Here is a 21,625-nt window from a genome sequence, read left to right as displayed (position 1 = left end):
CCCGGACCGCAGGGGGAGCGGATGCCGTTCGTCGGCCGCGATCAGCACAGCCAGTTCCCAGTGCCGCCGGGGTCAAGCGGGTTGCCGCGGTGGCAGCTGGTACCCGGCGCGGCCCGCAGCAGGCGTGCCTGGGCCGTGAACGGCGTCGTCCAGACCGGTGGGGCGGTGTTCTTCCTCGGCCTGTGGTGTTTCCTGATGGCACAGCTGAACCGGGCCAACCTGGAGTTCTTCGTCGTCCTGCTGGGGCAGCTCCCCTTGTACGCGCTCGGTTTCGGCTGGACCGCGGCCTTCCTGTGGCAGGGCCGCGCGCTGTTCTACGGCGAGCTGGTCGACGTGGCGGCGCTGCCCGGGTGGCGGCGGACCGCGGTCATCGGCAGTCTGATCATCCTGTCCTGCGGCGTGCTGATCACCACCATCTCGATCCTGCTGCCCTGGATGCTGGGTCGCCACGGCCTGCCCGGTCTGGTCTGGTTCCAGGTGTTCGGAGTGCTCCCGGTCTGTCTGTTCGGCGATGTGCCGCGCTCGGTCGTGCAGAGCCTGGACAAGCGGGTGCGCGAGGTCGCGAGGACCGGTTGGGCCCGGATGCCCTGATCTAGGGTGTGCTGGTGCGGATCGGTAGTGGTGTGCGGGTCACGGTGCCCGCGTCGACGGCGAATCTCGGTTCGGGGTTCGACTCGCTCGGGCTGGCGCTGGGCCTCTACGACGAGGTCGAGGTGCGGGTCGCGCCGGCGGGGGAGATCCGGGTGCGGGTCGAGGGCCAGGGCGCGGGGCGGGTGCCGACGGATGAGCGGCATCTGGTCGTGCGGGCGGTGCGGTCCGCTTTGTCCAGTTGTGGGGTTGCCGGGCTGGGGCTGGATCTGGTGTGCCGGAACCGGATTCCGCACGCCCGTGGGCTCGGGTCCTCTGCGGCGGCGGCGGTCGCCGGGGTGGCGGCCGGGTTCGCGCTGGCGGACCGGGAGCTGGATGACGGGGTGTTGCAGCTCGCGGCGGAGTTCGAGGGGCACGCGGACAACGCCGCGGCCAGTGTCTACGGCGGGATCGTGATCGCCTGGCAGGACGGCAAGGACTACCAGGCCATCCGGTTGGAGCCGCATGAGGAGCTGGCGCCGCTGGTGTTCGTGCCGGAGACCGAATCCGAGACGAAGACCACACGCGGGTTGCTGCCGGAGCAGGTCCCGTTGCGGGACGCGGCCTTCGCGGCCGGGCGCTCCGCGCTCGCCGTCTACGCCCTGACCACCGATCCCTGGCTGCTGCTGCCGGGCACCGCGGACCGGCTGCACCAGGAGTACCGCAGGCCCGCCTTCCCGGCGACGATGGCGCTGGTGGACTCGTTGCGGGCGGCCGGGATCCCGGCCATGGTCTCCGGAGCGGGACCCACCGTGATCGCCTTCCCGCGCGGGGGTCACCTGCCTGACGAGGCGGACCTGTCCGGGTTCACCCCGATGGCCCTGCCCATTGACCAGGGCGGGGTGGTGGTGGAACCGATCGGGGGGTCTGCGAACCCGTCTGAGGGAGCAAAGCCGAGGTAGCCAAGGCCCTTCCCGCCACGCCAGGACCCACCCGGTTGTTGCACCCCGTTGACCCGGGGTCTACCCTCAGAGGCAATCAGTCACCGCGCGCACGGTCGCCGGTGCCGTTCCCGGGCCTCGTTCCTGGGTCGCATCCCCGTTGAAGCTAGGTCTCGATCCCCTCCAGGACGGGATCCACGCTGACGGGTACACCGAGGCGGTGATTGACAGTCCCGTACCGAGTCTTCCCACCGGTACTGGACGACCTGCTGTCCCGCGTTCCGTCGGGCGGCAAGTCCGCTGGTCCACGTAGGAGGCGGGGACCGGTCAGGAAGGACATTCGTGAGCGAAACCGAACTACTGGGCGGCGACGCGGTCGAGACGACCGCTGCCAGCCCTTCGGCCAATGGCACGGCGACTCGACGTCGTGGCGGCCTTTCCGGGATGGTGCTCGCCGAGCTGCGTCAGCTCGCTGGTGAGCTGGGCATCGGCAACACCAGTGGGATGCGCAAGGGCGACTTGATCGCCGCCATCAAGGAGCGGCAAGGCGGCGGTTCGGCGCCACGCGCCGAGGCTGCCAAGCCGGCCAAGGCCGAGACCGGTCAGTTGGCGCTGGGTGCCGAAAGCACCCCCGCGCCCAAGGCCACCGCGGTGGAGAGCGCCCCGCCGGCGCCCGCCGCAACCCCCGCCGCCGCGGACAACGCGGCTGGTGAGGGCGACGCCGGGGGCGATAATGCCCGGCGTAACCGCCGCCGTCGGGCGGCCACCCGTCCGGCCGGGAGCCCGGAGGGCGAGCAGCGGAACCCCCGCGAGCGCGCTCCGGAGCAGCCCCAGGCCGACAAGCCCGTCGAGCAGGTGGAGCAGCCTGTCGCTGTCGCCGCCGAGCAGCGGGAGAAGCCGGCCGAGCAGCGCCAGGAGCGGGCCGAGCGCGGCGAGCGGCAGGAACGCGGTGAGCGGGGCGACCGCGGTGAGCGGGGAGACCGGGGCAACCGGAACGACCGCAACCGCAATCGCAACGACCGCAACGACCGCAATGACCGCGGGGACCGGGGCGAACGTGCCGCGGCGGCCCAGAGTCAGCCGCAGGGCGTCGAGGACGACGAGGACGAGGACGGCAGGGGACGGCGCGGACGCCGCTTCCGGGACCGTCGGCGCAACCGTGGCCGGGATGGCGAGGGTGGCGGCACGGACCGGGGTGACCGTGGAGATCGCGGTGACCGTGGCGAGCGGGGCGGTCGTGGCGGCGGCGGTGGCGACACCGAGGTCCGCGAGGACGACGTGCTGCTGCCGGTGGCCGGCATCCTCGACGTGCTGGACAACTACGCCTTCGTGCGCACCTCCGGTTACCTGGCGGGCCCGAACGACGTCTACGTCTCGCTGTCGCTGGTCCGCCGTTACGGCCTGCGCCGTGGTGACGCGATCACCGGCGCCGTGCGCCAGCCCCGGGACGGGGAGGCGCAGCGGCAGAAGTTCAACCCGCTGGTGCGGGTGGACTCCATCAACGGCCTGGAGCCGGAGGCCGTGCGCGGCCGCCCGGAATTCACCAAGCTGACCCCGCTGTACCCGAACGAGCGACTGCGCCTCGAAACCGAGCCGCACATCCTCACCACGCGCGTCATCGATCTGGTGATGCCGATCGGCAAGGGACAGCGCGCGCTGATCGTCTCCCCGCCCAAGGCGGGCAAGACCTCGGTGCTGCAGGCGATCGCCAACGCGATCACCACGAACAACCCGGAGTGCCACCTCATGGTCGTCCTGGTGGACGAGCGCCCTGAGGAAGTCACCGACATGCAGCGTTCGGTGAAGGGCGAGGTCATCGCCTCGACCTTCGACCGGCCGCCGGGCGACCACACCACCGTGGCCGAACTCTCCATCGAGCGCGCCAAGCGCCTGGTGGAGATGGGGCACGACGTGGTCGTGCTGCTGGACTCGATCACCCGGCTGGGCCGCGCCTACAACCTGGCCGCCCCCGCCTCGGGCCGGATCCTCTCCGGTGGTGTCGACTCCACCGCGCTCTACCCGCCCAAGCGCTTCCTCGGCGCCGCGCGCAACATCGAGGGTGGCGGTTCGCTGACCATCTTCGCCACCGCGCTGGTGGAGACCGGGTCCACCATGGACACGGTCATCTTCGAGGAGTTCAAGGGCACCGGTAACGCGGAGCTGAAGCTGGACCGCAAGATCGCCGACAAGCGCACCTTCCCGGCGGTCGACGTGGATGCCTCCGGCACCCGGAAGGAGGAGCTGCTGCTCTCTCCGGACGAGCTGGCGGTCACCATCAAGCTCCGTCGGGTGCTGGCGGCGCTGGACGACCAGCAGGCCATCGACCTGCTGCTGGACCGGCTCCGCAAGACCCGGACCAACATCGAGTTCCTGATGACGGTCTCGAAGAACACGCCAGGCAGCAACGACGACTGATACTCGTCGGTAAGTAAGCGGGCGCTTTCGGCCGATGGCCGGGGGCGCCCGCTTTTTGTCGCCAAAGGGACGTTCCGTTTGTGACCGGATCGCGCTGTTGCCCCAGAACGATCCCTTTGGGAGTCAAGAAATCCGCCAGGTTAGCCGATCGCCAACAGCGCTGTCCGGGAGTCAGCCGCTGACGCGATCGGTTGGCTCCGTGTGCAGTAGTCCGGTGGGCGTAATAGTCCTGACCGAAAGGCGGCAGCTGTCGTTGCGCAGACAATAAGGGCATTGGGCCGATTAGGTGACGGCTTCTGTCCTGGGTGGTTGAGCGGCGCGGATGCCAGGTATTTACCTACTGGGAGTGGTGGGCGGAACGGTGACACGGGCGTCTAATGGGAGGCGGCTGTCGGTGTGGTCGCGTGGCGCACGGCAAAGCGCCCCTGACGTGCTGCTGGTCGGCGCGCTCGGGGCGCTGGACCTGCTCGCGCTGTTCCTGGTCCCCGCCGAACCCTGGCGGCTGGCCGCGGGTGCGCTGGCGGCCTACGGGGTGACCCTGCCGCTGCTGTTGCGCAGGCGCAGGCCGGTGGTGATCTTCCTGATCGTGGGCGCGATGGTGCTGGTCCGCGGCGTGCTCGGGGTGCCGGAGATGACCGGCGGGATCCCGCTGCTCATCGCCGCGCACGCGCTGGGCCGCTACGGCGCGCGCAGGCACCGGCCGTGGGTGGCCTGGGTGGTGGCCGGCTGGGGCGGGGCGCACGCGGTGATCGTCAGCCTGATGTATGAGAAGCACATCCAGCTGGCCGACTGGCTGGTGGTGGCGCTGGCGGTGGGCCTGGCCTACATGATCGGCAGCCACCAGCACCGCTTCGCCGCGCACGTGGGCTCGCTGCGCCGCAGCGTGCACCGGCAGCGCGAGCGGCGCAGCCGCGAGGTGCGCTCGGCGGTGGGCGCCGAACGCGAACGGATCGCGCTGGACCTGCACGACGTGGTGGGCAACCACCTCAGCGCGCTGTCCGTGCAAACGCACGTCTTCGAGGAGCTGCTGGCCCGGCATGATCCGCAGGCGGTGCTGGCGGCCAACCAGATCCGCGAGTCCAGCAGGCAGGCGATGACCGAGATGGTCCGGCTGCAGAACCTGCTGCGCGGGATCGCGGACGGCCCGGACGGCGCCGACTGCGGGCCGGAGGGGGTGACCCGGCTGGCTTCCGCGGTGCGCAACGCGGGCAACGACGTGGAGTTCTCGGTGGCCGAGCTGCCGCGTTCGATGAGCCCCGAGGTGGGCGCGGAGGGATTCCTGGTGCTGCAGGAGGCACTGACCAACGTGGTCAAGCACGCCTCGCCGACCAGGGTGAGCATCGAGGTGGGCGTGGACACCGCCACCGACGCGCTGCGGTTGCGGGTGGTCAACGAGCCGCCGAGGGCGGCCCGGCTGCCCGCGGTGCCCGGCAGCGGGCTGGGGCTGCTCAGCATGCAGGCCAGGGTGGCCCGGCTGGGTGGCCAGCTGAGTTCGGCGGCCGCGCCCGACGGCGGCTACGTGGTGGACGCGCGGATCCCGCTGCGGAGCGTTTCGTGACCATTCGCCTGCTGCTCGTCGACGACGACGCGGTGGTCAGGGCGGGGCTGTCCACCCTGCTCTCGCTGCGCCCCGATCTTGAGGTGGTCGGCGAGGCCGCCACCGGGGTGGCCGCGCTGGCCAAGGCCGCCGAGCTGTGCCCGGACGTGGTGCTGATGGACGTGCGCATGCCCGAACTGGACGGCATCGGCGCCACCCGCAGGCTGATCGGGGAGTGGACCGGCCCGGCGCCGCGGCCCAGGGTGCTGATGCTGACCACCTTCGACTCCGACTTCCACGTCTACTCCGCGCTGGCCGCCGGGGCCAGCGGGTTCCTGCGCAAGGACACCTCGCCGGAGGAGCTGGCGCACGCGGTCCGGGTGGTCTCCCGGGGCGATGCCATGTTGTCCCCCGCGGTGACCCTGCGCCTGATCGAGCACACCGTGCACCGGATGGTGCAGCCCGATCCGGCGGTCGCCAGGGGAATTGGTCTGCTCGGTGAGCGGGAGATCGATGTGGTGAAGTTGGTGGCGACCGGCTGGTCCAATGCCGCCATTGCGGAAAAACTGGAGAGCACCGAGTCCTCGGTCAAGAGCCGGGTGACCAGGGTACTGGCCAAGCTGGGGCTGGATAACCGCGTTCAGCTGGCCATCTTCGCGTATCGGACCGGGCTGGTCTCGATTTCTCCGGAGTAGGCAACGGATTGCCCGCGACTAAAGTTGCGGGCCAATCCTTTCCTGCGACTTTCGTGGCGGAAAAGGTAGACCGCTTAGCGTATTGAGGAAATGCGTGGTGCGGGTAGGGTTCTTTTGGGATCGAGGGGAAAGTTCAAAAAAGTGGGGAGGTGTGCCGGCGTGATTGAAGTCGAATACGAGAAGTATTGTTTCGTCGATCGTTACTTCTACGACTCTCCGGCGCACCGCACCGCGGCGGTCGAGCGGTACCCGCTGGTCAGCGCGCCGTTGCCGCCGCACTGGCGGCGCAGCAGGCGAGAGTCCTGGGTGGTCCTGCACCCCCAGGGCGCGCCCACCCCGGACCAGGGCTGGAAGATCCACGTCTCCGCCACTCCCGACGGAGCAGCCGAGGTCCTGGAGATCGTCGCCGCCGACTGCCTGCTGCACCGGGTGCCGTTCAAGTTCCTGGACAGCCGGGCCGCGGTGCTCGCGCACAACGCCAAGTACGCCGCCCGCGGCGCCAGCGGCAAGTTCATCACCCTCTACCCGGCCGACGAGACCCAGTTCGCCAGGGCGCTGCACCGGCTCGACCCGCAACTGGCCGGCAGACCCGGTCCGTACATCCTCAACGACCTGCGCTGGGGCCAGGGCCCGCTCTACGTGCGCTACGGCGGTTTCACCGAGCGCTACTGCCTCACCGCCGAGGGCGAACTGGTGCCGGCGCTGGCCGATCCCGAGGGCAACCTGGTGCCGGATCAGCGCGGCCCGAAGTTCAGCCCGCCGTCCTGGGTGGCCCTGCCCGAGGTGCTGCGACCGCACCTGGACCGCCGCCGCGCGCGGGCCGGACTGCCCTACCGGGTGCTGCGCCCACTGCACTTCTCCAACGCGGGCGGGGTCTACCTGGCCGAGGAGCCGGACGGCTCGCGGCAGCTGGTGCTCAAGGAGGCCCGCCCGCACGCCGGGCTGGACGTGGACGGGCACGACGCGGTGCACCGGCTGGCCAACGAGCACGCCATGCTCACCCTGCTGGCCGGATTGCCGGGGGTGCCCACGGTGCTGGGCCGCTTCACCTGCTGGGAGCACGAGTTCCTCGCGCTCAGCCACGTCGAGGGCGTGCCGCTGGCCACCGAACTGGTCCGCCGCTACCCGCTGGCCGCCGCCGGGGCCGATGACGCCGCCGTGGCCGGGTACACCCAGTGGGCGCTGGACGTGGTGGCCAAGGTGACCGCGGCAGTGGCCGCGCTGCACGAGCGCGGCGTGGTCTTCGGCGATCTGCACCCGATGAACATCATGGTCGGCCCGGACGGCCGGATCACCCTGCTGGACTTCGAGCTGGCCGCCCCGGTCTCGGCGGCCACCCGCGCCCCGCTGGGCGCGCCCGGCTACACCGCCCCGCCGGGGGTGGGCGGTTTCGACGTGGACCACTACGCGCTGGCCGCGCTCCGCCTCGCGCTGTTCCTGCCGCTGAACTCCTTGTGCGCCTTGGCCCCCGGCAAGGTCCGCTCGCTCTGCGCCGCGGTGCTGGCCCGGTTCCCGCTGCCGCCGGAGTACGTGCGGCCGATCCTGGCGCGACTCTGTGCCGGCGCCGGGTCCCCGCCACCCAGCACCCGGGACCCGGTGCCGCCCGCCTTCGCCACCGGCCCGGCCGACCTGGCCCGGCTGCGCGAGCGGATCACCGCGGCGATCGTGGCCGCGGCCACCCCGCAGCGGTCCGACCGGCTCTTCCCCGGCGACATCGCCCAGTTCGCCGAGGACGGCCTCGGCCTGGCACACGGTGCGGCCGGCGTGCTCTACGCCTTGCACACCAGCGGATCCGGCCGGTTCCCGGAGTACGAGGACTGGCTGCTGCGGGCGCTGGCCCGGCGCGGCGCCGGGCGGCCGGGGCTGTTCGCGGGCGGGCACGGCATCGCGCTGGTGCTGGCCGAGTTCGGGCATGTCGAGACCGCGCGGGAAGTCCTGGAGCGGCTGGCCGCGGCCACCGAGGCGTGCACGGGCGCCGATCTGTACGAGGGTCTCTCCGGCATCGGGCTGACCCTGCTGCACCTGGGCCGGGTGATCGGCCGCAGCTGGCTCACCGAATGGGGCCTGGACCTGGCCGACCGGGTGGCCGCCCTGGTGCTGGCCGGGGTGGAGGCGGTGCCCTTCGGACTGCCCGGACTCACCCGCGGCGGCGCGGGCGCGGCCCTGTTCCTCAGCCGCGCGCACGCCGAGGGCGGCGCGGACCACCTGCTGGACGCGGCCGGCCGGGCCCTGCACCGGGATCTTCAGCACGCCGAGCTGACCGCGGCCGGGGCCTTGCAGGTCCGCGCCGGTCGCCGGCTGCTGCCCTACCTGGCCGCGGGCACCGCCGGGATCGCCCTGGCCATGGCCGAACTGCTGCGGCTGCGGCCGGACCCGGTGTTCACCGGGGCGCTGCCCGCTGTGCAGCGGGCACTGGAAGCAGAGTTCACCATTCACAGCGGACTATTCACCGGCCGGGCCGGACTGGTGTGCGCGCTCGCCGCGCTCCGCGGCCTGCCTGGGGTGGACGGTGACCGGGTGCAGGACACGCTGCGCGGTCACGTCAGCAGGCTGGCCTGGCACGCGGTGCCGCACGGGGGCGGGCTGGCCTTCCCCGGTGACGCGCTGCTGCGGCTGTCCCACGATCTCGCCACCGGTTCGGCAGGCGTGCTGCTCGCGCTGCACGCCGTGACCACCGGGGCGTTGCCGCTGTTCGCCCGAGCGCACGAGGGGAGGTGACAACCCGGATGGACGTACTGGACCTGCAGGCGATCGAGCCTGCCGAGGTCGACGGCCCCGCCGAGTTCGGCGCGGGCCTGATCAGCACGCTGAGTCTGCTGATCTGCTGGTGACACACCGCACACCCTGTGTGCCATCGGGGGATGCTCTCGCCGCGACCGGGAGCATCCCCCGACCTTATTCCGGGGGTGCACCCCGCTGGCATCGACATCCTGTTGCCCCCTGCTCCGCTTCGAGCGGCTTGTGCGGTGCCCGCAGCCCGCCTCGGGGACTCTCAGTTCGCTGATCCCGGATCGCGCTGCCGCTGGACTTCCGGGCCCGCACGTGCTGTGCCCGGGGTCACCCCGGCCCCCGTCCCCCGGACCCGGCTTCGCCGCAGGTCGGACGCGTGAGACCGGTACCACGCGGGGCGGGGTGCACCCGGCGGCGCGGCGGTGCGGGCGCGCTTCCGGCCACTGGCACCTCTGTGGTTCTTCCAGAACGCGGTCGGTTATTCACCGTCGCACTTTGCGTTGGCTTGACGTCTTTTCCCTCGTAACAGGTTAATTCGGTCGACTGTTCGATAATAACTTCACGTAGGTCGCAAGACTGAGGGAATGGTTTGCCGGAGTTGGCGCGCTCTGTGTCAACCGGCCCCTTTGCCCGCTCTCCCGGACGCGCGAACAGTCCGTGCTCAGCCGTTCGGCGGTGCGATTGATAGCCTGTTCGGGCTAGCTCGCGGGTGATCGGGACTAGGCGGCGTGACTCGGTCCACGCGGCCCCGACCAGCCTGATCGGGCGGCCGGGTGGGTGGAAATCCTCCTGATCGCGGCAGATCAGCCAGGGTGTGCCGGGACCGGTCAGGCATACTGGGGTCGTTGCGTAGATCGGGTGGTACCTCGCGTGCCGCTCGAACGCAGCCCCCGGCCGGACGCAGCTGGAGACCTGCTTCAGGAAGTTTTATCTAGCCGGAAGAACGTCAGAAAGTTCTCATTGTCGAAACATGACTACGCCCCGGTAATTTGAGTGGGTGTTCCGACCAATACTGGAATTGGCGGAACGGAACCGTGGCCGGTGGCGGGCCACGAGGCACAGGGGCGACTGACCCGGGTGTGAACCCACCGTCAGTGGTCCGACACACAAAGTGAGCACAAGTAGGGCAGCTAAACCCCGGATGGCAATCGCGTGCGCTCGCCGCGAGCTGTGGGCATGGCCATCGGCGGGGTGAATCCGGGCGAGGGGTGGGAGACCAGCGGTGGAACCTGTGGCAGCCAGGTTGGTGACAGCGAACTCCGTGCGATCCACGGCTGAGGTCGAGCAGGACGCACTGCGGGTGGCGGCCGCACTGCGCGCTCGCGGGCTGTGTCCAGGGAACCGGGTGATCCTCAAGGCGGACAACTCGGCTGGATACGTCACCGTGCTCTTGGCCTTGGTGCATCTGGACATCTCGATCGTGCTGGTGGACCACCGGCAGACCCCCGAGGAGACGGCGCGGATCACCGCCTTCGCCAGGGCGGGCTGGGCGCTGGTGCGCCCGGAGGTCAGCCAGGACCTGACCGTGCTCGACGCCGACCGGGTGATCAGCCTGGACGGCCTGCTGGAGGACGCCGCGGCCATTCCGGCCCTGGGCGGCTCCCTGTCCTTCGTGGACTGGTTCACCCGCTCCGACGCGCTGATCGCCTGGTCCTCCGGCACCACCGGCGAACCCAAGGGCATCGTGCGCTCGGGCAAGTCCTTCCTGGGCAACATCGAACGCACCCAGCAGCGGATGGCCTACACCGAGGCCGACGTGCTGATGCCGCTGCTGCCCTTCTCCCACCAGTACGGGCTCTCCCTGGTGCTGCTGTGGTGGATCGCGCGCTGCTCGCTGATCGTGGCGCCGTACGCCCGGCTGGACCACGCGGTGGACATGGCCGGCCGGTACCGGGCGACCGTGGTGGACGCGACTCCCGCGACCTACCACACCATGCTCAAGCTGGTGGAACGCCGGCCGGAATCCGCCGAGGGCCTGCGCGACGTGCGCATGTGGTGTGTGGGCGGCGCGCCGCTGGACCGGGCGCTGGCCGAGAAGTTCGTGGTGGCCACCGGCCAGCCCCTGCTGGACGGCTACGGCAGCACCGAGGTCGGCAACATCGCCCTCGCGGCGCCCGGCAACGCGATCGGCTGTGGCCAGCCGCTGGACGGGGTCGTGGTGCGGATCCTGGACGAGGACGGCAACGCGGTCCCGCCGGGCGAGATCGGCGAGATCCTGGTCAGCTCGCCCGGTCAGCTCACCGGCTACCTGGCCGCGGACGGCTCGATCACCGAGCACGCCGAGGAGGTCTACCGCACCAACGACATCGGCTACACCGACGAGGAGGGCAACCTCTACGTGGTCGGCCGCAAGTACGCGGTGCACCGGATGGGCCACACGCTCTACCCGGAAGCCTTGGCGCGCAAGGCCGAGGAGGCCGGGGCGGCGGTCAAGGTGGTCGCCCTGGACGACGAGCGCCGCGGCAGTCAGCTGGTGTTCGTGGTGGCCGACCCCGACCTGCGCGAGGCCCGGTACTGGCGGGAGAAGATCTGTGCGCTGCTGCCCTCCTACGAGCAGCCCAACCAGGTGCTGGTGGTGACCGAGTTCCCGTTGAACAACAACGGAAAGCCCGACCTGACCCGGCTCACCGACCTGGCCGCGGTGCCGCACCCGGCGCGACTGGCCGCCCTGCGCGCGGTGGCCGAGCACATCCGCAGCGATCCGCAGCCGCTGATCGACGTGCTGACCGAGATCTCCAACCACAAGGCCGTGCTGGACGAGATCGAGGCCGGACTCAGCGCGCTGGAAGGGGCCCTCGAAGAGGTCTCGGCCTACCGGCCCGGCCGGGTGCCGAAGATGGCCGTGTTCATGTCCTCCAACGTGTTGTTCTACTCCTACGTGCTCTACACGCTGATCCCGTCGCTCTACACCGACGAGATCATCTTCCGGCCGTCCAGCCAGGTCACCGGCACCACCAAGCGGCTGCACGAGCTGCTCGCGCCGGTGCACAAGCTGGAGTCCATCGAGCTGACCACGTTGAGCCAGCGGCAGTTCGTCGAGGTCCCGGTGGCCGAGGCGGACGTGCTGGTGTTCACCGGCGCCTACCAGAACGCCGAACTGGTCCGGGCCCAGCTGCGCGATGACCAGATGCTGCTGTTCTACGGCCAGGGCGTGAACCCGTTTGTGGTGGCCGAGGGCGCGGACATCGACCTCGCGGTCACCGACGCGGTGCGGATCCGGATGCTCAACTCCGGCCAGGACTGCTTCGCCCCGGACGTCTTCCTGGTGCACGCCGGTGAGGCCGAGGCGTTCGTGGACCAGCTCACCAAGCGGGTCGGCGAACTGCGCTACGGCAGCTACACCGACCCCGGCGCGGACTACGGCCCGCTGTACTACGAGACCGCGATCGAGGCGGCCGCGGACTACCTGCGGCTCAACCGCGAGCACATCGTGGCCGGCGGGCGGCTGGACTTCCGCTCCCGGCACCTGGAGCCCGCGGTGCTGGTGCGGCCCTACAACAAGAAGATGCCCATCGAGGAGACGTTCGCGCCGATCTTCAACGTGGTCGTCTACCAGAACACCCAGCAGCTGCGGGCCTTCGCCAACCACCCCACGGTGAACGAGCGGGCGATGGGCGCGATGGTCTACGGCGACGCGCCGGATGTCGTGTCCGCGCTGGGCAAGCGGCACTACGTGTCGGTGAACCTCACCGTGCTGGACACCGACGACGGCAACAAGCCGTTCGGTGGGTACGGCGTGGCCGCCAACTACGTGGCGTATCAGGGACAGCGGGTGGCCGAGCCGCTGCTGATCTCCAAGGCCGTCGCCGAACACCTGCCCGCGGCCCGCAAGACCCGCATGGCCAACGCCTGACCGTCCGGACATACGAGGTGGAGAAAAGCCAATGTCGGTAGCAGAGTTCCGGAAGCACCGGCCGCGGGTGGTGGTGACCGGCTGGGGTGCGATCAGCCCGGTCGGCCTGACCGCGGAGGACACCTGGTCCGCGTTCATGGCCGGGCGCAGCGGGATCGCCCGGATCGCCACCTTCGACGCCGAGCCCTTCCCGTCCCAGATCGCGGGCGAGGTCAAGGGATTCGTGGCCGAGGACCACATGCCGCGCAAGCTCAGCAGGCGGATGGACCTCTTCGCCCAGTACGGGGTGGCCGCCTCGATCCAGGCGGTCGAGGCCGCCAAGCTGACCATCGACAGCGAGCTGGCCCCGCGCTGCGGTGTGCTCATCGGCACCGGCTACGGCGCGATGAAGTACATGCAGGACTCGGTCAAGCTGCTCACCGAGAAGGGCGGTCGCGCGGTCGGGGCCTACCAGGCCATCACCGGCGCGCACGATTCGGCCACCGGCGAGGTCAGCCTGATGTTCGGCGCGGCCGGACCGACCCTGGCGCTCAACTCGGCCTGTGCCACCGGCACCGACGCGATCGGCACCGCCACCCGCTGGATCCAGTACGGCGAGGCCGATGTGGTCATCGCCGGCGGCGCGGAGATGAGCGTCACCCCGCTGGACATCGCCTCCAGCTCCAACGCCAGGGCGCTGTCCCGGCGCAACGACGACCCGGAGCGGGCCAGCAGGCCCTTCGACGCGGACCGGGACGGCTTTGTGATGGCCGCCGGTTCCGGCGTGGTCATCCTGGAATCGCTGGATCACGCGCTGCGCCGGGGCGCGCCGATCCTGGCCGAGATCGTGGGGTACGCCTCGACCTCGGACGCGCACCACTGGACCGCCCCGCACCCGGAGGGCGCGGGCGCGCGGCGGGCGATGACCAGGGCGCTGGCCGACGCCGGGGTGGCGCCGGAGCAGATCGACTACATCAACGCGCACGGCACCAGCACCGAGCTGAACGACAAGACCGAGACCCAGGCCATCCGCAACGTGCTGGGCGAGCACGCCACCAAGATCCCGGTCAGCTCCACCAAGTCGATGACCGGGCACATGATCGGCGCGGCAGGCGCGATCGAACTGATCGCCTGTGGTTTCGCCATGCGCACCGGCGTGGTGCCGCCCACGATCAACCTGCACAACCCGTTGGACCCGGAGATGAACTTCGTGCCCAACGCGCCGCAGGAGCACCAGGTGCGGTACGCGATGAGCAACTCCTTCGGCTTCGGCGGGCACAACGCGGTGCTGGTCGCCAAGAGCTGGGAGAGCTGAGCCCCTCAGGCACACGGAAACGGCGCGTCCCCGGGCCTGCGGGGGACGCGCCGTTTCCGTTTCAGCAGGGGAGCGGGCTCATCAGGTGCTGATCAGATCCCTGGTCTCGGCGCAGCCGCCATCGGCGTCCAGGGTGGGCAATGTGCGCAGCGTGCGCACGAGCAGCAGCAGGCAGGGCACGCCGAGGGTGACCGCGAGCCAGGAAGGCAGCTCCTGACCGTCCAGGGCGACCCCGGCGGCCACCAGTGCCAGCAGGTAGGGCCAGCGCAGGCCGTGCCGCTGCCAGCCGGCCTGCCAGACCACGTTGCGGCTGGTGACCAGGCCGAGTGCGGCGGCGACGCCGAAGGTCGCGCTGTAGAGCTGGGTGGGGGAGCCGAAGGCCAGCAGGCCGAGACCACCGATGCCGATCATCGATCCGATGACCAGCAGCGGGATGCCCAGCCAGGTCAGCATGGGTACTCGCCAGCTCGCCGCACACAGCACGTGATGATTTTGCTGCGGCCTGTGACCGATATCAGCAGTCTGCGCTGGCAATGCGCCCGATGGTCCGGCCATTGCGCCCGGAGGTCGGTTTCTGAAGGTGAGCGGTCCCACGGCGAGAGCACCGCCGAAGACCTGGCATACTCAGGGGTCGGAATAAGGCTCCGGTTCACCCCGTTGTACGGCTCGTGGGGACCCGGCGGCCCCTGAGAAAGGAACAAGACGGTGAGAAGCGGTATCCACCCCGACTACGTGGTCACCCAGGTGAACTGCGGCTGTGGCAACTCTTTCCAGACCCACAGCACCAAGAAGACCGGCCAGATCACGGTCGAGGTCTGCTCCAACTGCCACCCCTTCTACACGGGCAAGCAGAAGATCCTCGACACCGGTGGCCGCGTGGCGCGCTTCGAGGCCCGCTACGGCAAGCGCAACAAGTAGCCGACTTCACGGCGCCCATCCCGCTGGGGTGGGCGCCGTTGTCGTGTCGGCCTGAAGGTCTTACCGGGAAGAGGACGCCGTGGACACCGCCTCGCTGGACACCCTGCTCGTGGAGTACACCGAGCTGGAGGGTCGGCTGGCCGATCCCGCGGTGCACGCCGACCAGGCCGCGGCGCGCAAGCTGGGCCGCCGCTACGCCGAGCTGACCCCGGTGGTGCGCACCCTGCGCGAGCTGGACCAGGCCCGGTCCGACCGGGAGGCCGCGCTGGAGCTGGCCAGTGAGGACGCGGCCTTCGCCGCCGAGGCCGCCGCGCTGGCCGAGACCATCCCGGCGCTGGAGCGCAAGCTCACCGAGCTGCTGCTGCCCAGGGACCCGCACGACGCCGCGGACGTGGTCATGGAGATCAAGTCCGGCGAGGGCGGCGAGGAGTCGGCGCTGTTCGCCGGGGACCTGCTGCGGATGTACCTGCGCTTCGCCGAGCGGCAGGGCTGGAAGACCGAGGTGCTCGACTCGGTGGAGTCCGACCTGGGCGGGTTCAAGGACGTCACCGTGGTGGTCAAGAGCAAGGGCGGGGCCGAGCTGGACGGGGTGTGGGCCCGGCTGAAGTACGAGGCCGGCGTGCACCGGGTGCAGCGGGTGCCGGTGACCGAGTCCCAGGGCCGCGTGCACACCTCCGCGGCCGGGGTGCTGGTCTACCCCGAGCAGGAGGACGTCGAGGTCGAGATCGACGAGAAGGACCTGCGGGTGGACGTCTTCCGCTCCTCCGGCCACGGCGGCCAGAGCGTGAACACCACCGACTCCGCGGTGCGCATCACCCACCTGCCCACCGGCATCGTGGTCTCCTGCCAGAACGAGCGCAGCCAGCTGCAGAACAAGGCCCGCGCGATGGCCGTGCTGCAGAACCGGCTGGTCGCGCTGGCCGAGGAGGAGGCCGCCCGCAAGGCCTCGGCGGACCGGCGCAGCCAGGTCCGCACGGTGGACCGCTCCGAGCGGGTGCGCACCTACAACTTCCCGGAGAACCGGATCTCCGACCACCGGGTCAACTACAAGGCATACAACCTGGACCAGGTGCTCGACGGCGAGCTGACCGGCGTGCTGGACGCGCTCTCGGCCGCGGACAAGGCGGAACGCCTCGCCGCGGCCGGAGCGACTGCCTGACGCTTACCGGTCAGGGCGTCCAGCGCACCGCGTGGTCCTGCCGCCACTGCGGGCTGTTCGTCCCGGTGACCTGGCCACGCTCGTTGATCGCCTTGGCGTGCCCTGGCAGCTGATCACTCAGCTTGGGCAGCTCGGTCGCCACGCCCGCGGCGTCCCAGCGGACCGCGCGCCCGCTGGAGGCGCCGACCGACACGCCCGAGTCGTTGATCGAGTAGGCGCCGCTGTGGTCGGCGCCGGGCAGGTTCGGCAGCACGGTGACCCGGCCACGTTCCCAGCGCACCGCCCCGCCCCCGCCACCGGGCAGGTCGTAGGAGCCGACGATCACCCCGTGCCGGTTGATCGCGTGCGCCGTGCTGCGGGCCCAGCCGGCCAGCTGGGGCAGCTTGTGCACGTTCCCGGCGGCGTCCCAGAACACCGCGTCGTCGTCGGATTTGCCGACCACGACGGAGTTCTCCCCGACCGCGCCCGCGGAGCCGACCTCGCTCTCCTGGTGGCCGGGCAGCGGCGGCAGCACCCTGGGCGCCCGGCCGGAACTCCAGCGCAGGGCCCTGGTCTGGTAGGTCTCCGGGTGATCGCCGTTGCCCGCGATCAGGCCCTTGTTGTTGATCGATTTCGCGGTGGTCCTGGTGTAGACCGCCGGGCTGGGCAGCAGGACCGGCGCGGCGCCGGGATGGGCCCAGCGCACCGCCTGGTCGCCGGAGGTGCCGACGATGACCCGGCTGTTGTTGATCGCCTCGGCGGTCGCCCAGCCGGCGGCGGCAGGCCGCAGCTGCACCGCGACGCCGTCGTTGGGCCAGAACACCCCCTGGACCTGGCCGGGCGTGCTGGACGCCCCGACCACGCCGTCCGGGCCGATATCGTTGGCCCAGGACAGGTGATACCCGGGCAACGCGCCCAGGTCGGTGATGACGGGCGCGGCCTGGGCGGGTGAACCAGCCAGCAGCAGGGCCCCGGTGATCGTGATGAGCGCGAGTGAATTACGCACGTTCGATGTCCCCTCCCCGGAACGAATGAACCGGTGCTGAAGCTAGTGAGCGGTCCTCCGGGGGACTGACTGCTGATCGGCGCAACGCGTCGATCAATCGAGTGATACCGGGTAGTCGGTAACCTCGCGCGTTGTGAACCGACAGCCGTTGCGTCTCGCGGTCATGGACGCCGAGCGGATCCTGACCGAGGCCGGGGTGGCCAGCCCCCGGGTGGACGCCGAACTGCTCGCCGCGCACGTGCTCGGCGTGGAGCGGATGAGGCTGGGCCTCATCCCACTGGTGGACCCGCCGGTGATCGAGGCGTTCCACCGGCTGGTGCGGCGGCGGGCGAGCCGGGTGCCGTTGCAGCACCTGCTCGGCAAGGCCTGGCTGGGCCCGCTGGAGCTGGCGGTGGGGCCGGGGGTGTTCACCCCGCGGCCGGAGACCGAACTGCTGCTGGAGTGGGGCCTGAACGCGCTGACCGGCGTGGCGCGGCCGGTGGTGGTGGACCTGTGCACCGGCTCTGGCGCGCTGGCGCTGGCCGTGGCGCACCAGCGGCCGGACGCGCTGGTGCACGCGGTGGAACGCGATCCGGCCGCGCTGACCTGGGCCCGGCGCAACGCCGACGCCCAGGCCGACCGGGGCGACACCCCGGTCCGGCTGCACGCAGGCGATGTGGCCGATCCCGGGCTGCTGGCCGAGCTGGACGGGGCGGTGGACCTGGTGCTGTGCAACCCGCCGTACGTGCCGGAGGGCACCCCGGTGCCGCCGGAGGTGGCCGAGCACGACCCGCACGCCGCGGTCTTCGCCGCGGACGAGGGGCTGGCGGTGATCCGGCACGTGGTGCGCTGCGCGGCCCGGCTGCTCAAGCCCGGCGGCGCGCTGGCGGTGGAACACGACGACACCCAGGGCGAATCCGCGGTGGCGCTGCTGGCCACCCGCCGGGTGCTGGCCGAGGTGACCGGTCACCTGGACCTCACCGATCGTCCACGATTTGTCACCGCGCGAAGGACACTTTGAGGGTTGTTTGCCCCAAATGGCCTAAGTTGACCCGCGCATCCGGTCGTGATCGTCGTCACTTTTCGCCGTTTTTTGCAACTCCGTAGCCCGTTCGGGCAACTTGCTCTCCGAAGGCACCAACGTCGGGGAGCAAGCTGAATGAAGTCACTAACGCACGCCGGGTACATGGCCATGCGCCGGTTCGACGGCCTGGACGGACTGCGCGCCATCGCCGCGGTCATGGTCGTGGTCTTCCACTACGGCGGTCCGGACCGGCTCCAGGGCTGGATCGGTGTGCAGGTCTTCTTCGTGCTCTCCGGGTACCTGATCACCACGCTGATGCTGCGTGAGGAGGCCCGCACCGGCCGGGTCGCGCTCAAGGCGTTCTACCTGCGCCGGGTCTTCCGCATCCTGCCGGTCTACTTCGTGGTGCTGGCCTTCCTCGCGGTGGCCACCCTGGTCCTGGGCATCTACCAGAGCAGCCACCTGGGCGAGGCGATGCCGCTGTACCTGACCTTCTTCAACGAGTTCGCCGGCTCCAACCCGTTCGGCCAGTCCTGGTCGCTGGGCATCGAGCAGAAGTTCTACCTGGTCTGGCCGCTGGTCGCGTTCGCCTTCGGCGTGCTGCCGCTGCGCCGCCGCCTGGGCATCACCGGACTGCTGATCGTCGGCGCGCTGGTGGCCACCCCGTTCACCTTCGGCCCGCACGCCTCCGGCTGGCCGGTGCACTACGTCTCGATCCTGCTCGGCTGCGTGCTGGCGATGCTGATGCACAATCCGCGCACCTACCGGCTGATCCAGCCGCTGACCCACCCGGCGGTCGGCGTGGGCATCGCCATCGCGGTCGTCACGCTGCACAGCTTCCTCAAGCCGATCGGCGACGCGCTCAACCAGGTCGCCGGCGTGCCGGGGTTCATCTGGCTGATGGCCTTCTACCCGGTGGCCGTCACCCTGCTGCTGCCCGCGGTGATCGCGCCCGGCCCGGTGGCCAAGGTGCTCTCGGTCCGCCCGATGGCCTACGTCGGCGAACGTTCGTACTCCCTCTACCTGGTGCAGTCCATCGCCGCGGCCCCGCTGCACTTCCTCTTCCCCAGCCTGGGCGGCTGGCCGCTCGCGCTCAGCGTGGTGGCCCTGGCCCTGGTGCTGGCCAGCGTGCTCTACCGCACGGTCGAGGTGCCGATGATCAACGTGGGCCGCAAGGTGCTCAAGCCGCGCCAGCCGGCCAAGACGGAGGCGGAAGCGGACAAGGTGGAGGAGCCGCGTCCGGCGCTGACGCCGGTCTCGTAGGCTGCACGGTGTGAGCACCGTCTACGACTGCGGCCAGCCGGAGTCCCGGGTGGCCGGACTGGCCGCGGCGGCCGGCGCGTTGCGCGCCGGCCAGCTCGTGGTCCTGCCGACCGACACCCTCTACGGCATCGGCTGCGACGCCTTCGACGCCAACGCCGTACAGGGCCTGCTGGACGCCAAGGGCCGGGGCCGGGACATGCCGGTCCCGGTGCTGGTCGGCAGCTGGTCCACCATCGACGGCCTGGTGCTCTCGGTGCCGCACCAGGCCCGCTCGCTGATCGAGGCGTTCTGGCCGGGCGGGTTGTCCATCGTGCTGCCGCACGCCTCCTCACTGGCCTGGGACCTGGGTGACACCCGGGGCACGGTGATGCTGCGGATGCCGCTGCACCCGGTGGCCATCGAGCTGCTGCGCGAGGTCGGCCCGATGGCCGTCTCCAGCGCCAACCGCTCCGGGCACTCGCCTGCCACCACCGCAGCCCAGGCCAGGGACCAGCTCGGCGAGCTGGTGCCGATCTACCTCGACGGCGGCCCGTGCGAGCACGCGGTGCCCTCCACCATCGTCGACCTGACCGGCTCGGACCCGCTGGTGCTGCGCGAGGGCGCGGTCAAGCTGGCCGAGATCACCGAGGTGCTGGGCTTCGACGTCCAGCTCGCCCAGTGACCGGCGGCCCCGATGATCATTGACCTCAGCCACCGGATCACCGACGGGCTGCGCACCTACCCGGGAATGGCCCCGCCGCGGATCAGCACCGAGGTCAGCTTCGCCGAGACCGCGGCCCGGATGGCCCCCGGCGTCAGCTTCGCCATCGGCCGGATCGAGCTGGTCGGCAACACCGGCACCTACCTCGACACCCCGGCGCACTTCTACCCCGACGGTTACGACCTGGCGGACCTGCCGCTGGAGCGGGTGGTCGACGTGCCGGCGGTGGTGCTCGACGCCACCGACGGCATCGGCTCCGATCTGCTTGACGGCGCGGGCGACCTCGCCGGGTGCGCGGTGCTCATCCACACCGGCTGGTCCCGGCACTGGGGCGGCGAGGCCTACTTCACTGGGCACCCGTTCCTGACCGCCGACCTGGTCGCCACGCTCATCGCGGCCGGGCCGGCGCTGGTCGGCATCGACTCGCTCAACATCGACGACAACACCGACCCGGCCCGCCCGGCCCACCACGGCCTGCTCGGCGCGGGCATCCCGATCGTGGAACACCTCACCGCCCTGGACCGGCTGCCCGCCCGCGGCGCCCGGTTCACCGCGCTGCCCGCCCCGGTGGCCGGGATGGCCACCCTGCCGGTGCGCGCGGTGGCGGTCCTGCCGGACTGAGCCGCACTGCCCGAAGCCGACCCGTGACCTCGGCGCTGTTGGGCCGACCCGCCCTGACGTGGCACGATCCGCTGGTGACCAGCGGTTCCACCGACGCGCAGCGCCTGCGCGACCTCAAGCTGCTGCGCCGGGTCCGGGACCGGATCGACCGGGAGTACGCGCAGCCGCTGGACGTCGCGGCGCTCGCCCGCGGCGTGCACCTCTCCGCCGGGCATCTCAGCCGGGAGTTCCGCCGCGCCTACGGCGAATCGCCGTACAGCTACCTGATGACCCGCCGGATCGAGCGGGCCATGACCTTGCTGCGCCGGGGCGACCTCAGCGTCACCGAGGTCTGCTTCGCGGTCGGCTGCTCCTCGCTGGGCACCTTCAGCACCCGCTTCACCGAGCTGGTCGGCATGCCGCCCAGCGCCTACCGCCGCGAGGCCACCAGGGCCACCGCAGGCATCCCGTCCTGCGTGGCCAAGCAGGTCACCCGACCGGTCAGGAATCAAGAAGCGCGGTCGGTGAACCCGACCTAACGTGACCGGCATGGACATCAGCATTCACGCGAGCTTCCTGCCCCAGGACGACCCGGAGGCCGCGATCGCCTTCTACCGCGACACCCTCGGCTTCGAGATCCGCAACGACGTCGGCTACAACGGGATGCGCTGGATCACCGTCGGCCCGCCCGGCCAGCCCGGCACCTCCATCGTGCTGCACCCGCCCGGCGCCGACCCCGGCATCACCGAGGAGGAGCGCCGCACCATCGCCGAGATGATGGCCAAGGGCACCTACGGCGGCATCGTGTTGTCCACCAAGGACATCGACGGCCTCTTCGAGCAGCTGCAGGCCGGTGACGCCGACGTCATCCAGGAGCCGACCGACCAGCCCTACGGCGTGCGCGACGCCGCGCTGCGCGACCCCGCGGGAAACATGATCCGCATCCAGCAAGCCCGCTGAACCTC

19 protein-coding genes are annotated in these 21,625 nt (G+C 70.8%); 17 read left to right on the top strand and 2 right to left on the bottom strand.

What is annotated here, in order from left to right:
* Nucleotides 1-21 precede the first annotated feature (21 nt).
* The 9 genes from MZC64_RS44600 (at nt 22) to fabF (ending at nt 14,032) form a co-directional block, all read left to right on the top strand.
* A complete protein-coding gene (locus MZC64_RS44600; protein ID WP_247765517.1) occupies nt 22-591 on the top strand; it encodes a hypothetical protein in 570 nt (189 codons plus the stop codon).
* Between the two features lie 8 nt (nt 592-599).
* On the top strand, nt 600-1,529 hold the full coding sequence (gene thrB / locus MZC64_RS44595) for a homoserine kinase (protein WP_247765520.1): 930 nt from the start codon (nt 600-602) through the stop codon (nt 1,527-1,529).
* A 321-nt stretch (nt 1,530-1,850) separates the two neighbouring features.
* Nucleotides 1,851-3,923 carry a transcription termination factor Rho gene (gene rho / locus MZC64_RS44590; RefSeq protein WP_247765524.1) on the top strand — a complete coding sequence of 691 codons (2,073 nt, stop codon included), beginning with the start codon at nt 1,851-1,853 and terminating at the stop codon, nt 3,921-3,923.
* A 430-nt stretch (nt 3,924-4,353) separates the two neighbouring features.
* Entirely contained in the window at nt 4,354-5,481 is a 1,128-nt protein-coding gene (locus MZC64_RS44585) for a histidine kinase (RefSeq protein WP_247797793.1), read from the top strand.
* The gene (locus MZC64_RS44580; RefSeq protein WP_247765527.1) at nt 5,478-6,155 is read left to right on the top strand and encodes a response regulator transcription factor; all 678 of its coding nucleotides are present in this window, start codon (nt 5,478-5,480) and stop codon (nt 6,153-6,155) included. The genes MZC64_RS44585 and MZC64_RS44580 overlap by 4 nt, the downstream gene beginning before the upstream one ends.
* Before the next feature lie 159 nt (nt 6,156-6,314).
* Entirely contained in the window at nt 6,315-8,873 is a 2,559-nt protein-coding gene (lanKC, locus tag MZC64_RS44575) for a class III lanthionine synthetase LanKC (RefSeq protein ID WP_247765534.1), read from the top strand.
* An 8-nt stretch (nt 8,874-8,881) separates the two neighbouring features.
* Nucleotides 8,882-8,986: a SapB/AmfS family lanthipeptide gene (locus MZC64_RS44570; protein WP_247765535.1), complete on the top strand. Its 105-nt coding sequence runs from the start codon at nt 8,882-8,884 to the stop codon at nt 8,984-8,986.
* 1,160 nt (nt 8,987-10,146) lie between these two features.
* A complete protein-coding gene (locus MZC64_RS44565) occupies nt 10,147-12,738 on the top strand; it encodes an aldehyde dehydrogenase family protein (protein WP_247765536.1) in 2,592 nt (863 codons plus the stop codon).
* Between the two features lie 31 nt (nt 12,739-12,769).
* Nucleotides 12,770-14,032 (top strand): beta-ketoacyl-ACP synthase II, encoded by a 1,263-nt coding sequence (fabF, locus tag MZC64_RS44560; RefSeq protein ID WP_247765538.1) that lies wholly within the window; start codon nt 12,770-12,772, stop codon nt 14,030-14,032.
* Between the two features lie 81 nt (nt 14,033-14,113).
* Here fabF and MZC64_RS44555 read toward each other — a convergent pair whose 3' ends face one another.
* Entirely contained in the window at nt 14,114-14,485 is a 372-nt protein-coding gene (locus tag MZC64_RS44555) for a hypothetical protein (protein ID WP_247765539.1), read from the bottom strand.
* 252 nt (nt 14,486-14,737) lie between these two features.
* On the opposite strand from MZC64_RS44555, the gene rpmE reads away from it, so the two are divergent.
* Together rpmE and prfA are read left to right on the top strand one after the other, a co-directional pair.
* Nucleotides 14,738-14,950, top strand: a complete 213-nt coding sequence (gene rpmE / locus MZC64_RS44550) for a 50S ribosomal protein L31 (RefSeq protein WP_185009561.1) — start codon at nt 14,738-14,740, stop codon at nt 14,948-14,950.
* A gap of 79 nt (nt 14,951-15,029) precedes the next feature.
* Complete coding sequence (gene prfA, locus MZC64_RS44545; protein ID WP_247765540.1) at nt 15,030-16,109, top strand: peptide chain release factor 1; 1,080 nt, start codon at nt 15,030-15,032, stop codon at nt 16,107-16,109.
* Nucleotides 16,110-16,119: 10 nt separating this feature from the next.
* Here the strand turns inward: prfA and MZC64_RS44540 are convergent, their stop codons facing one another.
* A complete protein-coding gene (locus tag MZC64_RS44540; RefSeq protein WP_247765541.1) occupies nt 16,120-17,094 on the bottom strand; it encodes a hypothetical protein in 975 nt (324 codons plus the stop codon).
* 133 nt (nt 17,095-17,227) lie between these two features.
* Here MZC64_RS44540 and prmC point away from each other — a divergent pair, with 133 nt between their 5' ends.
* From prmC to MZC64_RS44510, 6 genes are all read left to right on the top strand, one after another.
* Nucleotides 17,228-18,094: a peptide chain release factor N(5)-glutamine methyltransferase gene (gene prmC, locus MZC64_RS44535; protein WP_247765543.1), complete on the top strand. Its 867-nt coding sequence runs from the start codon at nt 17,228-17,230 to the stop codon at nt 18,092-18,094.
* Between the two features lie 138 nt (nt 18,095-18,232).
* Nucleotides 18,233-19,360: an acyltransferase gene (locus MZC64_RS44530; protein WP_247765546.1), complete on the top strand. Its 1,128-nt coding sequence runs from the start codon at nt 18,233-18,235 to the stop codon at nt 19,358-19,360.
* A 10-nt stretch (nt 19,361-19,370) separates the two neighbouring features.
* Entirely contained in the window at nt 19,371-20,021 is a 651-nt protein-coding gene (locus tag MZC64_RS44525) for an L-threonylcarbamoyladenylate synthase (RefSeq protein WP_247765547.1), read from the top strand.
* 12 nt (nt 20,022-20,033) lie between these two features.
* Nucleotides 20,034-20,681 (top strand): cyclase family protein, encoded by a 648-nt coding sequence (locus MZC64_RS44520; protein WP_247765548.1) that lies wholly within the window; start codon nt 20,034-20,036, stop codon nt 20,679-20,681.
* 74 nt (nt 20,682-20,755) lie between these two features.
* Nucleotides 20,756-21,199, top strand: coding sequence for a helix-turn-helix transcriptional regulator (locus tag MZC64_RS44515; RefSeq protein WP_247765550.1), 444 nt, complete (start codon nt 20,756-20,758; stop codon nt 21,197-21,199).
* Nucleotides 21,200-21,209: 10 nt separating this feature from the next.
* The gene (locus tag MZC64_RS44510; protein WP_247765551.1) at nt 21,210-21,620 is read left to right on the top strand and encodes a VOC family protein; all 411 of its coding nucleotides are present in this window, start codon (nt 21,210-21,212) and stop codon (nt 21,618-21,620) included.
* Nucleotides 21,621-21,625: the final 5 nt, after the last annotated feature.

Origin of the sequence: Crossiella sp. S99.2, assembly GCF_023094165.1 — a bacterium.
Taxonomy (GTDB): Bacteria; Actinomycetota; Actinomycetes; order Mycobacteriales; family Pseudonocardiaceae; genus Crossiella.
This window is presented reverse-complemented; position numbering and strand designations above follow the sequence as displayed.